The organism is Lapidilactobacillus mulanensis, from assembly GCF_003946215.1.
In the GTDB taxonomy this organism is placed as follows: Bacteria; Bacillota; Bacilli; order Lactobacillales; family Lactobacillaceae; genus Lapidilactobacillus; species Lapidilactobacillus mulanensis.
In genome coordinates, this window is record NZ_RHOW01000007.1 from 54,105 (window position 1) to 69,511 (window position 15,407).

11 protein-coding genes, 2 tRNA genes and 1 pseudogene are annotated in these 15,407 nt (G+C 44.7%); 7 read left to right on the forward strand and 7 right to left on the reverse strand.

The annotated features are described in order from the left end of the window. Positions 1–86: 86 nt before the first annotated feature. Positions 87–758: a WxL domain-containing protein gene (locus tag EKM67_RS02930; RefSeq protein WP_125577138.1), complete on the reverse strand. Its 672-nt coding sequence runs from the start codon at positions 756–758 to the stop codon at positions 87–89. A gap of 541 nt (positions 759–1,299) precedes the next feature. On the opposite strand from EKM67_RS02930, the gene EKM67_RS02935 reads away from it, so the two are divergent. The 3 genes from EKM67_RS02935 (at position 1,300) to EKM67_RS02945 (ending at position 7,118) form a co-directional block, all read left to right on the forward strand. Continuing rightward, positions 1,300–2,922, forward strand: coding sequence for an ABC-F family ATP-binding cassette domain-containing protein (locus EKM67_RS02935; protein ID WP_164506540.1), 1,623 nt, complete (start codon positions 1,300–1,302; stop codon positions 2,920–2,922). Positions 2,923–3,003: 81 nt separating this feature from the next. Then, complete coding sequence (locus EKM67_RS02940) at positions 3,004–3,474, forward strand: phage tail protein (protein WP_125577140.1); 471 nt, start codon at positions 3,004–3,006, stop codon at positions 3,472–3,474. A gap of 230 nt (positions 3,475–3,704) precedes the next feature. Next, on the forward strand, positions 3,705–7,118 hold the full coding sequence (locus EKM67_RS02945) for a DEAD/DEAH box helicase (RefSeq protein WP_225417293.1): 3,414 nt from the start codon (positions 3,705–3,707) through the stop codon (positions 7,116–7,118). Positions 7,119–7,292: 174 nt separating this feature from the next. On the opposite strand, the gene EKM67_RS02950 is transcribed toward EKM67_RS02945, so the two are convergent. After that, positions 7,293–7,742: a DUF2188 domain-containing protein gene (locus EKM67_RS02950; RefSeq protein WP_125577142.1), complete on the reverse strand. Its 450-nt coding sequence runs from the start codon at positions 7,740–7,742 to the stop codon at positions 7,293–7,295. Positions 7,743–7,920: 178 nt separating this feature from the next. Here EKM67_RS02950 and EKM67_RS02955 point away from each other — a divergent pair, with 178 nt between their 5' ends. Together EKM67_RS02955 and EKM67_RS02960 are read left to right on the forward strand one after the other, a co-directional pair. After that, entirely contained in the window at positions 7,921–9,264 is a 1,344-nt protein-coding gene (locus tag EKM67_RS02955; RefSeq protein ID WP_125577144.1) for a dihydrolipoyl dehydrogenase family protein, read from the forward strand. A 264-nt stretch (positions 9,265–9,528) separates the two neighbouring features. Beyond that, positions 9,529–10,461, forward strand: coding sequence for a cellulase family glycosylhydrolase (locus EKM67_RS02960; RefSeq protein WP_164506541.1), 933 nt, complete (start codon positions 9,529–9,531; stop codon positions 10,459–10,461). 370 nt (positions 10,462–10,831) lie between these two features. Here the strand turns inward: EKM67_RS02960 and EKM67_RS02965 are convergent. The 5 genes from EKM67_RS02965 to EKM67_RS02985 form a co-directional block, all read right to left on the reverse strand. Beyond that, positions 10,832–10,902 (reverse strand) — tRNA-Gly (locus EKM67_RS02965). A gap of 140 nt (positions 10,903–11,042) precedes the next feature. After that, the gene (locus EKM67_RS02970; RefSeq protein WP_125577148.1) at positions 11,043–11,690 is read right to left on the reverse strand and encodes a hypothetical protein; all 648 of its coding nucleotides are present in this window, start codon (positions 11,688–11,690) and stop codon (positions 11,043–11,045) included. A gap of 246 nt (positions 11,691–11,936) precedes the next feature. Beyond that, positions 11,937–12,020: transfer RNA gene (locus EKM67_RS02975), tRNA-Leu, on the reverse strand. A gap of 92 nt (positions 12,021–12,112) precedes the next feature. After that, positions 12,113–12,880 carry a sulfite exporter TauE/SafE family protein gene (locus tag EKM67_RS02980; protein ID WP_125577150.1) on the reverse strand — a complete coding sequence of 256 codons (768 nt, stop codon included), beginning with the start codon at positions 12,878–12,880 and terminating at the stop codon, positions 12,113–12,115. A gap of 40 nt (positions 12,881–12,920) precedes the next feature. Then, complete coding sequence (locus EKM67_RS02985; protein WP_125577152.1) at positions 12,921–13,730, reverse strand: Cof-type HAD-IIB family hydrolase; 810 nt, start codon at positions 13,728–13,730, stop codon at positions 12,921–12,923. A gap of 528 nt (positions 13,731–14,258) precedes the next feature. Between EKM67_RS02985 and EKM67_RS10860 the strand changes: the two are divergent. Both EKM67_RS10860 and EKM67_RS02995 read left to right on the forward strand, forming a co-directional pair. After that, a pseudogene (locus EKM67_RS10860) lies at positions 14,259–14,372 on the forward strand (nucleoside phosphorylase); the annotation flags it as partial. A gap of 154 nt (positions 14,373–14,526) precedes the next feature. Further along, a complete protein-coding gene (locus tag EKM67_RS02995) occupies positions 14,527–15,369 on the forward strand; it encodes an NAD(P)H-hydrate dehydratase (protein ID WP_125577154.1) in 843 nt (280 codons plus the stop codon). Positions 15,370–15,407: the final 38 nt, after the last annotated feature.

Below are 15,407 nucleotides of genomic sequence, written 5' to 3' on the forward strand. Positions count from 1 at the left end.
CAACCCCGATAAATCGATCATGTTATTCTTGACACGTTACGTCGAGTCCAATTATTTGTCGGTGCCGACTTGTTGTTAAGATTGATTTAAGCCAGTGGTTCTGAACTTAATGTCCAAGTTAACGTTGCAGAATATTCACCTAACCGAGCTTGCGGAACAGTTAAGCTAATCACGTTGCGTGGATAAACTTCCAACCATGAACCGAGTCCTTGACCCTTATCGGCGGTAAAAATCGTCGTCGCCTGATCCGTGCTATCTAACGAAGTAATGTCGCTCGCAGTTGGTGCCGCACCTTGACCTGCCAAATGAGATTTCACACTGGCTTTGGTCAATGACATGGTTGCACCGTTCAATTTCTTACCAGTATCTTTGAAATCAGTGATCGCAACTTTCAAATTCCAACCTTGAGACTGCCCGTCACTACTAACACCGCGACGATCAGAAACTTGTAGATAAGGATTCAAGTTGACTGCCGTATAAGTTTTCGCCGACATTTCCATTTCGTGAGTTCCGAAAGATAAAATTGGCGCTGTGTCCAGTGTTAATGGTCCGGCTAGGCCAGTTGCTGGGTTTTCTGGATCTGGTTTATTCACTTCACCTGGTAAATTAGGATTCCAAGGGTCAACCGTATCTGTTGGCAATGTAAAAGTAATATCACCAGTCGTGGTTGACGTTGTCGTTTCCGCGTGAACTGCAGTTGCGCTCGTTCCCAAAATCAACGCTGAGACAAATGCAGATAATAATAGAACTTTTTTCATGATATGCTCCCCCTTAAATCTGTGTGCGAGTGTATGGCTCGCAAAATTTAAAATGCATAACTATTGTTATGGCCTGAATAAAAAATGGTAGCTGGCGACGAATATCGGTTCGTTTTTATTCATCGATGTGAGTTGGCTGAAACATCAAATATTGGTCAACCAATCTTTGGCTTAATCACCTCTCTTTCCCTTATTCTCGAATTAAGTATATATAAAAAGTAATCGTTTGCATACTAAATAGGTTTAATTTGAGCGTCACGTTTTGACCAGTGGTGGTCAAAATGTGACGCTCAAAAAAGCTCATGATTATTCGGATCGTGTATTTACTTGTAACTAGCAATAACGCTTTGCACCGAACTGACAGCATGCATTTTTCAAGGCAAATTATTTGCCCACGATTCAATTAGATCTGAAGTCGCTCAATTTTCGGACAAATAACGAGATATCCTTGGTCTAACGGTAATTTTCTGCTAAGATAGGGTGATAGTCTCAAAAACGAACAAGTTTCATTTTCAACATCAATCATAAGCGAGGTACAGAATTGTTAACTGTTAATAATGTCTCCATGGTTTTCGGCGATCGTAAGCTTTACGATGACGTCAATCTCAAATTCACACCAGAAAACTGTTACGGAATTATCGGGGCAAATGGCGCTGGTAAGTCCACTTTTCTCAAGATTCTTGAAGGCAACTTGACCCCAACAACGGGAACGGTCTCCATGGGTCAAAACGAACGCATGAGCAGCTTGAAGCAGGATCATTTCGCCTTCGACAATCAAACGGTGATCAATACCGTCTTGCAAGGCCACGAGAGTCTCTACAAGATCATGGTCGAAAAAGACGCCCTTTATGCCAAAGCTGATTTCTCGGAAGCCGATGGGATCAAAGCCGCCGAATTAGAAGGCGACTTTGCCGAAATGGATGGTTGGAGCGCCGAAAGTGATGCCAGTCAACTCCTACAATCATTAGGGATTCCAGAAGCTAGCCACGAAAGTTTGATGAAGGAATTGCCTGAAAGCGACAAAATCAAAGTTTTGTTAGCACAGGCATTATTTGGCAAGCCCGATGTTTTACTGCTCGATGAACCCACAAACGGTTTGGATCCACAAACGATCCAATGGCTAGAAAATTTCTTGGCTGACTATGAAAATACCGTTTTAGTCGTCAGCCATGACCGCCATTTTCTGAATGCAGTTTGCACGCATATTTGTGACGTCGACTTTGGCGCGATCCAATTATTCGTCGGCAATTATGATTTCTGGATCCAGAGTTCCGAATTGGCACAACAATTACGCTCACAAGCTAATTCTAAAAAAGAAGAACAAATCAAACAGTTGCAAGAATTCGTGGCGCGTTTCTCGGCCAACGCTTCTAAATCGAAGCAAGCCACTTCGCGGAAGAAACAACTGGAAAAAATCACCTTGGATGATATCAAGCCAAGTTCACGCAAGTATCCTTTCATCAAGTTCACGCCAGAACGCGAATTGGGTAAAGACTTATTACGCGTGGAAAACGTCAGCAAAACGATCGACGGTCAAAAAGTTCTCGATAATGTCAGCTTCACTTTGACCCCCGGCGATAAAACCGCCCTCATTTCGCGTTCAGACGTCACCACCAGCTTACTGATGCAAATCATTGCTGGCGAAATCAAACCCGACACAGGGACAATTACGTGGGGTGTGACGGTGAATTCTGCCTATATGCCAAAAGATTTAACGCCAATTTTTGGCGATTCAGATTTAAGTATTTTAGATTGGTTACGTCAATACGCAAGTAAAGAAGAAAGTGATAATACTTTCCTGCGCGGCTTCTTGGGCCAAATGCTGTTTAGTGGCGACGAAGTCTTGAAACAAGTCAACGTTTTATCCGGTGGTGAAAAAGTTCGTAGCTATCTGTCGAAGTTAATGTTGAGTAAAGCCAACGTGCTACAACTCGACGATCCCACTAACCACTTGGATCTGGAAAGTATTGAAAGCTTGAACGATGCGTTGATCGGTTTCCCTGGCTCGATTATTTTCACCAGTCATGATCACCAATTCATTCAGACAATTGCCAATCATATTATTGAAGTTGGTCCTAAAGGCGTGGTCGATCGTGCCGATATGGATTACGACGAATTCTTGGCGCACGAAATCGCCCAAGCACAAGTTGCCAATATTTATTAGAATTCAAGTATCAATAATCGAACAACTGCCCGATTTAAGATATACTATTCGTACTATCTTACTTAAAAGAGGAGTCCTATTATGTCCTTAGTTGTTGATTTCAAAAACGTTTCGACACAGGGTTTGGAAAGTTCACCCGTTGCCGCAAGCTTGGCTGGATTACGCGCCAACGAAGCACGCTATTTCATGAATAAATACAAGCATGAATTTACCGTTGTTCCTGCTAGTGAGAGCCAAGATGTGGTTCAATTCGTCAACACCCTACTCAAAAACGAACGCGATTTAACTTTGTCCGCCCAACCGTTGGAGACGTCGCATTTTCAAGTTGAAAACATCGAGTATGCTTATGTGATCTATCAAGACGGTTTAATTTTGAATGTGATGTATGCCTTGGACGATCCGAAGAAACGCGCCGTGGGTTTCAAATTGTCGGAAGCCATGGAAGTGCCTGCCGAGTTGGAAGGTAAATTCAAATTTGCCCACCAGAAGTCGAAATTGGCTGGCATCATCCGCGGTTCTTATTTCGTGATCAAAGGTGATTATCACAATTAAATTTGATGACCAAGTTTGAAAATACCCATCAATTATTTGCGCCTAAAATAATTGATGGGTTCTTTTTTCGTGAGTTCGGCTTAAGTAAGTGGGTAAAACCTTGAGTTTCTCAAATGATTCGCTAAAAAACTGCTATTCACGTTGATAAACTTGTAGAATAGAATCAACGTATCAGCTATGACTCAAACCACTTCAGCAAATTAAAATATTTTTTGGGAGTTTTTATAAGTATGAATAGACGCATTATGCCCGTCAGAATTTGGAATCGCGGTCAGCAGATCGTGGATTTAGAACAACTGCAAATTGAATACCTCGATAATGTGGCTCAAACCGTCAACGCGACCGTCTTTGGCACCAAGGCTTATCAAGTCCGTGTTGGCACAACACCGGATCTTGATCAGTGTACCTGCCCTTTTTTCCCAGATCACCATTATTGTAAACATATCGCGGCCGTCGTTAAATTATTGAAATCGCAAAAACGTCCGGTCGAAAATTTGTTTGATCAAAATAGCGACGATCTCGAATTTAAGAATAATTTTCCTAAAAATTATTTGCAGCTCTCGAAACGATTCGAAACTTTATTGGCAACTCATCCGGAAATCGCCCGAGACGTTTACCTCGATAAACATCTCTACGATCAATTACGCGCGGACCCCACAACTTGGGACGACTACTTTGCCCCTCAAAACAGTCAGGCATTAGCTGAGCAGGCAAACACACCGGGCGCTGAAACACGCTCGTCGACTTTCGCTCACTTCAATGTGCAACCTGTCGATCAAAGTGGGCAAACATTTCTCACGGATCTACAATTACCACAACACACTTATTTCAAACCCTTATCAGACGCCCTGCCGACTGCGCTCAACTTAGAAGTGACCTTGATGCCGCTGAAAATTCGCGAAGACTGGATGAACCCCGAAGAAACTCGGCTCGCGATTAAACTACGAGTCGCCAGTGCGGCAGATCAAAAATTCTACGTCATCAATAATATTCGCGCCTTTTTAGAAGACTACGCCCACAATGACAGCTATCAAACCGGCGGTAAGCGCCAATTCAAATTAACACCGACCGTTTTCTCACCTAGCGAGCAACAATTCTTGATGGCGTTGAACAACTCTCGTGCCTGCGATCAAGTGATCGGCGATAGTCAGCCTTCCGCCAAATATTTTTTAATTCCGATCGTTAATTTCGTCGAGACTTTAAAACTCATGTCAACTTTACCCAACTTTCAATTTCAACCCAGCGAATCCGAAAGCTCGGTCAGTTATGATCAGATCGATATCAAGCCGCTTGAAGCCGAAGACGGTCTCTTAACGGCGCAACTTAATAAAGTCGAGGATGGTTATGACTTAACACTTCAACGAAACTTCGATGATTATCTGGAAGCCTACCTGACTTTTATTAGCCAGGCCACGTTCTTCACGGCGACCAGCAACCAACTCAACATCATCAATCGCATCGATGAAAGTTATAGCCGCGTAATCGATAGCCAATCGCGTCTTAAAAATAACGCCATTCATTTTGCACTGGGTGCCGAATCAGAATTAACTAATTTCATTGCCTTTTTCAAGCAAATTGGCGAAATTGAAGTGCCCACAGAATTGATCAGTAATCCACTGATCCCCCATTTCGACTTAGATCGCGATCAAAACGCACTCGAACTCACCCTAAGTTATCATTCCGCCGCTGAAACCGTCGACGAAGATGCCAACCTCACGCGAGATTTCGCCATGGAAAAACAAGCCCACGATTACTTGCACAGCCTGCAATTTAACCAAGACGGTCAACGCTGGACCAAGGATTTCTCGCGCGGTGCAGATCTGTACCACTTCTTTGTGGCCGAGCTGCCCAACTTGCGTGAAAATGGCGTCGTCTCGCTGTCGCCCGAGCTACAAGATTTATTACAGGATTCGGATGACTTGGAACCGGAAGTCGCTGTTTCTACCGCCGATGGTTTGTTGGCAATCAACTTTTCGTTTGCCGGAATCGACGAGTCTGAAGTCGATCACGTTTTAGCACAACTGGATTCACAGAAGCCTTTTATTCAGCGTGATGATGGTTCGATCATTGTCATCGATGACAAACTCAAGAAAGTTTCCGCCGCTTTAACGAAAATTCGCCGGCAAGCCCATGGCAAAATCGATCATGGTCAAGTCAGGGTGCACGCTTCTCAAGCCTTCGCGTTACAAGCATCCTTAGGCAAAGATGCGAAGTTCGACGAAACCTTCCAGCAATTGATTCAGAATTTAACTCACCCCGAAGAATTCCCGATCAAAAAACAACGACCCGTCAACGCCAAATTGCGTCCTTACCAAGAATTAGGCGTTCGTTGGTTAGAAATGTTGGACACTTATAAATTCGGCGGGATTTTAGCTGATGAAATGGGTTTGGGTAAGACGCTACAAATGATTTCTTTCCTGAATAATCATTTGGATGCGCAACAACTCGATTTGATTGTTTCACCCGCGTCGCTGATTTATAATTGGCAGGCCGAATTTAAAAAGTTCACGCCTAATATCACGGTTGAAGTCGTCGATGGCAGTAAAGAACACCGCCGAGACTTGATCAAGACGAGCAAAGCCGACGTTTTGATCACGAGTTACAATAGTGCCCGCTTAGATATCGAAGACTATCAGCAACGCACGCTCGATTATTTGGTTCTCGATGAAGCGCAATACATTAAGAATGCCAGTACCAAAACGAATCAAAGCTTGCGCAAACTCGAACCGAAAAATACATTTGCGTTGTCAGGGACACCGATCGAAAACCGCGTCGAAGAATTATGGGCGATTTTTGCACTCGTAATGCCTGGCTTGCTTCCTAGCAAAAAAGCGTTCGGCCAATTAACGCCGGCGGAAATCGCCATTCGTGTGAAACCGTTCATTCTCAGACGCGAGAAATCCGCCGTGATGACAGAACTCCCCGCCTTGGTGGAAACGAACCTGCAAAACGAAATGACGACCGAACAGAAGACCGTTTACTTGGCGCAACTGAAACAGATGCAAGTGAAAGTCAAAGGCATGACCAGTAACAGCTTCGTTAAAAACAAACTGGCCATTCTCGCCGGTTTGACCCGCTTGCGCCAAATTTGCAACACACCCGCATTATATCTCGACGATTATCACGGCGATTCCGGCAAACTTAACCTGCTCAACGAAATTTTGCAGCAAGCCTTAGCCAATGAACGGCACATCTTGATTTTCTCGCAATTCACCAGCATGCTCGACATTATCGAAGGCGAATTGAAGGCACAAGATCTCGATTGCTACGTCCTCAATGGCAGCACGAAACCTAAGGACCGTTTACAAATGGTCGATGCCTTTAACGCTGGTGAGAAAAATATCTTCCTCATTTCCTTGAAGGCCGGTGGTACTGGCTTGAATTTAACTGGCGCGGACCTCGTGATCTTAGTGGATCTCTGGTGGAATCCGGCCGTTGAAGATCAAGCCACTGCCCGTGCTCACCGTATTGGGCAAACAAAAAAGGTCGACGTTCTGCGCTTGATCACTAAAGGAACGATCGAAGAACAGATCTATCAACTTCAAGAAAAGAAACGTAATTTCGTCGATCAGATTTTGGACGGCACCGAAAACAAAGGTAGCCTCACAGAAGACGAGATCCGTCTGATTTTGGGTATCGAATAGGAGTGGGTTTTAAATGACTGCTCATTTTCAAACCATGGTCTCTCACAACTTGAATTGTGTTCGTGGCGACTGAAATGATGTGTCTAAGTTGCCCAAGCCGAAATCCAGAACCAGGATTTTGGTTTGGGCTGCCTTAGTCAATCATTTCAAAGGCGTCGCCACTCACAACTTGTCTTATGTTCTTGGTGTGCTTTCTTTTTGCAGGGTTCCATCTTGGCCGTACACTTTTAACTTGGATCCTTTATTTTGGGCGACTTCGCGTGCTCGCTTTACTGCATCCGTTTTACGTTCAAAAGTGTCACTCGCTTGTTTAGCACCTTTGGCGATCACGATCCATTGGCCATCTTCGTATTTTACCAGTTCATCCGCCGCGATCAGCTCTGGGTTTCCTTTGCTTTCGTGGCGATCATGCTTCGTGGGCGCCACCTCTTTACCAAAGTCGGATTTTTCGGCGACACTCGCATTTGCGATCCACTTTTCTGCTTGACTCATGGCAATCGGAATCGCCCGGTCATCCTCATAGCCCTCCGCTAATAAGGCGTTGGCAATGTCGATGGCTTTTTTTCGTTCTAGTTTTGATAAATTCTTCATGGAATTTGGATAATCTTTCAGATCCCAAGGCATTTGATCACTCCTCTTCAATTTAGGTAAGCCGTTATCTTTAGTGTAACCAATTGAAAAAGTTGAAGATAGCAATATGCGATGGCTGAGCGACGATATTTTCGACAATCTCATTATTTTTCCTGTGGCAATCAATGATCTATAATGAAAACAAAGCGTTTATAAAAATGGAGGAACTGACATGGCTCAAGATATTCAAACATTTGATACGATCATTATCGGCGCCGGACCCGGCGGTTCAGCAGCGGCTTATCCATTAGCCACAACCCAAAAAGTCCTAGTGATCGAAAACGACTTGTGGGGTGGAACGTGTCCTAATCGCGGTTGCGATCCAAAAAAGATGCTTTATTCTGCGGTTGAAGTACGTGACCGCGCCCGCAATTTGCAAGGCTCGGGACTTAACGGCCTGCCTGCGATCGATTGGCCGGAACTGATGGCTTTCAAGCGTGCCTACACTGACCATGTCCCTGCGGATACATTAAGTGGTTTAAAGGCGGCAAATATTGCGACTGTGCATGGTCGTCCCCACTTTATTTCTGAAAACCAATTGAAAATTAATGAAACCATTTATCAAGCCGATCATTTCATCCTTGCCACCGGACAAGCACCGGTAGTTCCTAACATACCCGGTCACGAATATTTACAAACCAGCACCGACTTTCTAAACTTATCGGAATTGCCCGAACGTATCGCTTTTGTCGGGGGTGGCTATGTTGCCATTGAATTGGCAAACATTGCCGCTAGCAGTGGCGCGGAAGTTCATCTCCTGCAACATAATCAGCACATCTTGCGCGACTTCCCCGAAGATTATACCCAACTCCTGTCTGCGGCGATGACCACAAATGGCGTGACTTTCCATTGGGATACCGAATTAGATGGCGTCACTGAAACCGATGACGGTCTCCTACTCACGACCAATCAAAAAATGCTGGAAGTCGATGCCGTTTTCGTGGCAATGGGCCGTCAACCTCAACTAGCTACTTTAAACTTGGCAGCCGCTAAAGTTTCGGTTGAAGATAAAGGCTTAGTCGTCAACAATCATTTGCAAACGACGAATGAAAGAATCTATGGTGTGGGTGACGTGCTCCTGAAAAAGCAACCGAAGCTCACACCCGTCGCTAGTTTCGAAGGCCGTTATGTTGCCCAAGCCATTCTGAACGACAAGGTTGCACCGATCACCTACCCAACAATTCCCCAAGTGGTTTACGCGAGCCCACAAATTGCTCAGGTCGGTGTTAAGCTTGATTTTGCTAAAGAACATGCGGATCAATATCGGATCGTCGCACAAGACGTTTCGAAATGGTACACATTCAATCGCATCAAGGAACCAACGGCACGGGTCACCACGATCATCGATCAAATATCCAACCTGTTAGTTGGTGCGGTGGTTTACGCCAGTATCGCCGAGGAATTGATCAATGACTTAACCGCCTTGATTAATCAGCACACCACTCAAGAACAACTCAGTCAACAAATCATGGCTTATCCAACGCCCGCAAGTGATTTGACCTACTATTACGGTTAACGCATGTATAAAAATAGCACCGACCAATAATGGTCGATGCTATTTTTGTGTGCTGTATTACAACTCTTGGGGGGAGAACTTTGTGCACACCGTCAAAGTCCTTAAGTTGTAATTAAAATAAAATGATCCTTGAAAAAACAACGATGATCCGAATCCAAAGCGACCATAATTACGCGAACCCGTCAATAATTGGCCATCACTGACCGAATTTTTCCAACGTGTTCAGCGGATTCAATTGCCATATCGACACGTCACGAAAACAACGTGATTTTCGAAATTTGCAACGAGCCTAACGGTAACACCACCTGGGCACAGATCAAGCAGTATGCCACGGCGGTGATTCCGGCGATCCGCAAATATTCTAACGCGGTGATCATCGTTGGCACGCCAACTTGGTCCCAAGATGTGGATGCCGCCGCCAAAAGTCCACTCAGCCAGTTCAAGAACGTCATGTACGCCTTCCATTTCTACGCAGCAACTCATGGCGCGACCTTGCGGGCAAAACTACAAACCGCTCTCGATGCCAAATTGCCGGTCTTCGTCAGTGAGTTCGGGGTTTCTGAAGCGTCTGGAACTGGCAAGATCGATTTAAACTCAGGTGATCAATGGCTCAATTATTTCGACCAGCATCACCTCAGTTACACCATGTGGAGTTTCTCGAACAAGGACGAATCTTCTGCGATGATCAAATCGACCGTGACTAAAACAAGTGGATTCACTTCTGCCGACCTGACCCCTGCTGGCAATTGGTATCTTAAACGGCTCGCAAAGGATGCTAGTGATACTTCCTCACAGAATGCAGCTACTGATTCAAGCAAGAGCCAGAATGTCACAGACAGCCAAGAAACGACCAAATCGAGCACATCGAATACGAGCGCGACGAATCAAGGATTGACGGTAACTCAAGTTAAATCTTGGCAGACCAATGATGCCACTCAGACGCAACTCGGCGTGGCTTATAATAATACTGCTAAGAAGACGGCCAGTGGTTGGCAGATCAAACTCGTCTTCAAACAGACTGTCACAGTCAAAGATCATTGGAACTGTAATTTTTCCGTGAAAAATAAAACCGTGACGCTGACTCCTGTTGACTACAATCAGAAATTGACCGCAGACCAAAGTTTGAAAGATATTGGTCTGATTGTCCAAGCTGATCAAGTGGCACAGGTTTCAACTCAAACGATCAGCTTAAAATAAGTGAATACAAAAATCCTCCGGGTCGCCTCTAATTGGCTTCCTGAAGGATTTTTTTGATTTCGTTGTACAATGCAATTTATACCCATTTTTCACGAATAAGTCGGGCGATTTCTTGCCACCGTGACTCAAGAAGGAAATAGCCGCCATCTAGTTGTTCTGACAATCGAAAATCAAATCATCATTTGCGTAATTTAAGCGTTGTGATCTTCTTGAGCTGAAATGTGAGCACTTCGTGAAGGTCAAGTGCTTTTGAATCCATGTGATATTGTTAGAAAAGTGTTTAGAGTTGCATGATATTTAATGCGATTGATTGACACTCAGAATTTACGACAAAAAAATAGAATCTTGATTTACCAAGGTTCTTGACTGAAGCGGGTGACGAGAATCGGACTCGCGACTCCAGCTTGGGAAGCTAACGTTTTACCACTAAACTACACCCGCAATTAAAGCGTCGAATCACTTCAACTCTTTAATTGTAGCAAAATAACAAAAAAGCGCAACACTTTTTTCTCGTTTGATCACTCAAACTGAAAAAAAGTTGCGCTATTTATTCGATCTCGCATTAGAACCATACACGTAAATTATTTATCCGCGTTTGCTGCGACGATACTCTCCGCCTTTGCGCGCGTTTGACTAACATCTTGAGAAGCTTGCAAAAGATCGCGTTGCTCCGTGGTCAGCTGGCCAGATTTGCTGTTACGCTCTGCCGTTAAATCAGCCTGTAATTTTGTGACCGTCTGATTCAAACTGGCGATGGTTTGATTAGCCTTGTCTAATTCGGCTTGCTTATTTGCAACGGCTGTATTGCCATCCGTAATTTTTTGATTGATCTCGACAATTTTCTGTTGGATCTCAACCGTCTTCGCATTCACTTCGGCAGTTTTACTTGCTACTTGTTGCTGCAAGTTCTGCGTGTCTGCATTATATTTGTTCTGTAAATCGGTTAAAGCTTGTTGCGCTTTCGCTAATTCTTGCTTGTTAGCCGCCAATTCTTGTTGCTCACTAGTTAATTCGGCCTGCGTGCTCGTCAACTGAGTTTTCGCAGCGGTCAGTGCCGTATTCTTCGTTTGTAATTGATCATCTAGTTTATCCAATGCAGCGTTGATCGCGACGATGTCTGCGTGACCCGACCAATAATTATCGGCCAAAGTTTTAACTCCCACGACAGAAAATCCGATCATAATGATGGCCAAGGCACCAAGTATAACTTTTGTGATTGTTCGTTTCATAATTGTTAGCTCTCCTTAGGTCTTATTAATAACAACGTAAGTAAAACTATATCACTTACTTTTCGTAAATGCAAATTTTCTTATAGTATACATAAATATACACTGTGAAACGTTAACTTTAATTATTTATGAATTCATTTTTTATAATATTTTAAAATTCGATTTGCTCTAGTTTTTTCAGCACAAAAAAACTGGCAAACATTATTCAATGTTTGTCAGTTTTTCAATGTTGTTATACTGCTTATATGCCGCTGGCAGGAGTCGAACCTGTACATCCTTGCGAATACAGCGACCTGAACGCTGCGCGTCTGCCAATTCCGCCACAGCGGCAACAACACTATTCATTTTATCAGATTTTCGCGAAATGCCAAGTCTTATCTGCATCTTTTTGAAAAATATCCGCTAGCAAATGTCACCCAATTTTAAAAATACGCGGTGTACCCGAGATATGCCGCCAATCCGAATGCCAAAAATGCAATGCCAACTCGCAGCGGGCGCAATGGTAAGAACCGGATCACAAATGCGCCCAAGTAGCCGCCGATGAACATGCCCAATCCCATCGGCACCACCATCCACCAGTAAATCTTAGTCGTGAATGCATAGATTACCAGTGACAATGCGTTGGCAAGAAAACACGTGAAGTTTTTGATCGCATTGGACACTAAGAACGATTGATTGAGCGTCACCGTCAAAATTGCCAGCAAAATCATCCCCGACGAGGCACCGAAATAGCCGATATAGATCCCGACCAATAAAATCGTGATGTTTTTGAATAAGTTACCCGCCGAATGATTAGTGGCGGTTTGTTTTGTCGGCTGTGGGCGTCTGAATTCCGACCAGATCATTAATCCGCCGGAACCCGCAACCAGAAACGGCACAACTTTTGCAAAAACCGTGCTGGGTGCGATCACTAAAATAAAACTACCGATGACCGCGCCGATCAAGGCAAACACAACGACGTGCCAAGTAGTCTGTTTGTGCGCGCGCAATTCCTTAAGCGAAGACAAACTCGAGCCCGCACCCGTAAAGATCAGTGCCGCGGTGTTCGTCGTATTCGCGCTGACTGCTGGTAAACCAAGCATTAACAAAACTGGATAAGAAACCAGCGACGCTAATCCCGCAATTGCAGACAAAAGACCACTTAGAATTCCCGCTCCGAATAAAATCATTATTGTGGTCAACAATGTCATCCTACTCGCCTCTTTTTTCTATCACTGCTTATTATAACGCTTAAAGTTGCAAGTAGGATTCCAAGAAGTGCGCGACCCCATCTTCCGCATTGGTCAACGGCGTTTGTTGGTGAACATGCTGCAAAATTACCGGGTTGGCGTTTTTCATGGCGACGCCTAATCCCGCATAGTTTAACATTTCGATGTCGTTATCATCATCGCCAAATGCGATCACATTATCCGCAGTGAAGTGCAACTTTTGCGCGACAAAATCCAACGCGACCGCTTTATTAATGTTGGCACTGACCACTTCGAGCGCCGCATTCTCGCCACTCCACGAACCCCAGCTCTGAACGCTGACTGGGAATTTCTGTGCTTGAATCGCTAAACGCAAGGCTGGCGCGTTGATTTCTGGTGTAAACATCGTCACCGAAATAGGCGCCTGCGACAAAGTCTGCGCGCTTAATAAGCGTTCGGGTTTCGGCATGTCTGGTAAAAACGGAATGTTCGTATAAGGCCGATCTGCCAGCAATAACTGCTTACCTTCGGCGACCATCACCTTGATCGGAAATTGATCGCGCAACGTTAATAATTGCAAGACCGTGGTTGTCGCCAGCGTGCGCGCATATTCAAATTGCCACTGCTGATGAGGCACATGAACTAACGCGCCATTAAAGTTGATTAGAGGCGTCGTTAATCCCAACTCATCATAAATCGATTCACTAATACTATCCGGACGACCAGTGGCGATCACAACCTCATGACCAGCCGCCCGCGCCTTCGTTAAGACATTACGAGTCAGCGGCGAGATTTTTCCCTCTGAATTCAAGGTCGTCCCATCTAAATCAAGCGCGATTAATTTTGGTGTCAAAAAATCCCCTCCAAGAAAAAACAATTAGATTTAGTTTAACGAATTTGAATTGATTCGGCAAGTAGAGTGTGGAAAGCAACGGTTGAAATTATTGGCTAAGCCGCCAATAACTTAAAATCATGCACTTGGATTTCAAGTTGTTGGTGCTTAGACATTAATTTCAGTTGCTTGGAACACGTTTCAGTGTGTGGAAAACCTGATCTACCTGCGGTCGAAAGTGCTGGGGCAGGCAGTACGTTGGCTTGTGGGACCGCTCTCCGCTTTTCCAAGTGCGGGAAAAGCTCCGAGCTTCGATTTGAGCTTTTGCAAAAGCGGCAAAATCTCAAATACGATCCACCATGTAAGGCGGGCAAAAACGGCCCGCCAACATGGTTGTCACTGCCACGACTGCCTGCCCCAGCACTTTCGGCCTAAACTTAATTTAGTGTAGAGTATGATTTAAATAACAAGGTTTCGGAAATTGATTATCAAGGTTGCCTTTACATTAAGACAGGTTCACCCCATTTATGAATTTGAAACTGAACGGGTAAATTCGGCGTCTTCTTAGCGACAATCGGTGCTCCGGCAGTCGTCGAAAATTTCGAAGAGTTGACCGCATTCGGAGTTAAAAATTTTATCGTCTTGGGTTCTTGCGGTGTCCTCGCCAAGAAGCAAGTTGCGGTCGCCGAGAAAATTAATTCTGCCAAATAATCTTAAGCTATTTAGCGATGTTTGATCTCGCTGGTTTTTATTTGTCAATTTAATGATTTTTCGTGCTAAAATCAAGTTAACTGATCCACAAATTGGAGCTGATCAAATGATTCCCGTTACCGAACAAATTTTGAAAAAAGTGATTACACCGCGGCCCGCTGAAAGTCACAAAGGCAATTACGGTCGCGTCGTGGTCATCGCCGGCAGCCACACCTATGGTGGCGCCGGAATCATGAGTGCCAGCGCCGCACTTTATGCCGGTGCTGGATTGATCACGCTCATTTCCGACCTGGTCAATCGAACGGCGCTACACGCCCAGCATCCCGAAATCATGTTTGCGGATTGGACCGACCAGAAATTAGTTACGCAGTTGATCGATGGTGCTAATGTCATCGTCATCGGCCCTGGTTTGGGTTTAGACAACCAGGCCCAGGAATTACTGACATTGACGCTGAGCCAAGTTATAAACGCTCAGACGCTCATTTTAGACGGTTCTGCACTCACACTTTTATCCCAAACGCCGGAGAAAAAAATCCAGTCAGACGCACAACTGATTTTAACGCCGCATCAAGAAGAATGGCACCGGCTTTCTGGCCTCAATATTGCGGAACAAACGCCGGCAAAAAATCAGGAAGTTCTCGCTGCCAAATTTCCTGAATCGACAATTTTAGTCTTGAAGCAACACCACACACAAACTTATGCAGATGGCCAAATTTATGAAAACACCAGCGGCAGTCCGGCCATGGCAACTGGTGGTATGGGTGACACGCTGACCGGGATCATCGCCGCTTTGGTTGCACAATTTAAGCAGCCGGTTGACGCAACAGTCACCGCGGTTTATTTGCATGGTTTAGCTGGCCAAGTATTAGCAGAAACACAATATGTGGCGCTCCCCTCGCAATTGATCCTCGAATTACCGGTGTTGATGGCGAAATATAGTCTGAAGTAATGCACAGAAGAAATTATCTTCTAAAGATGAAAAAAATT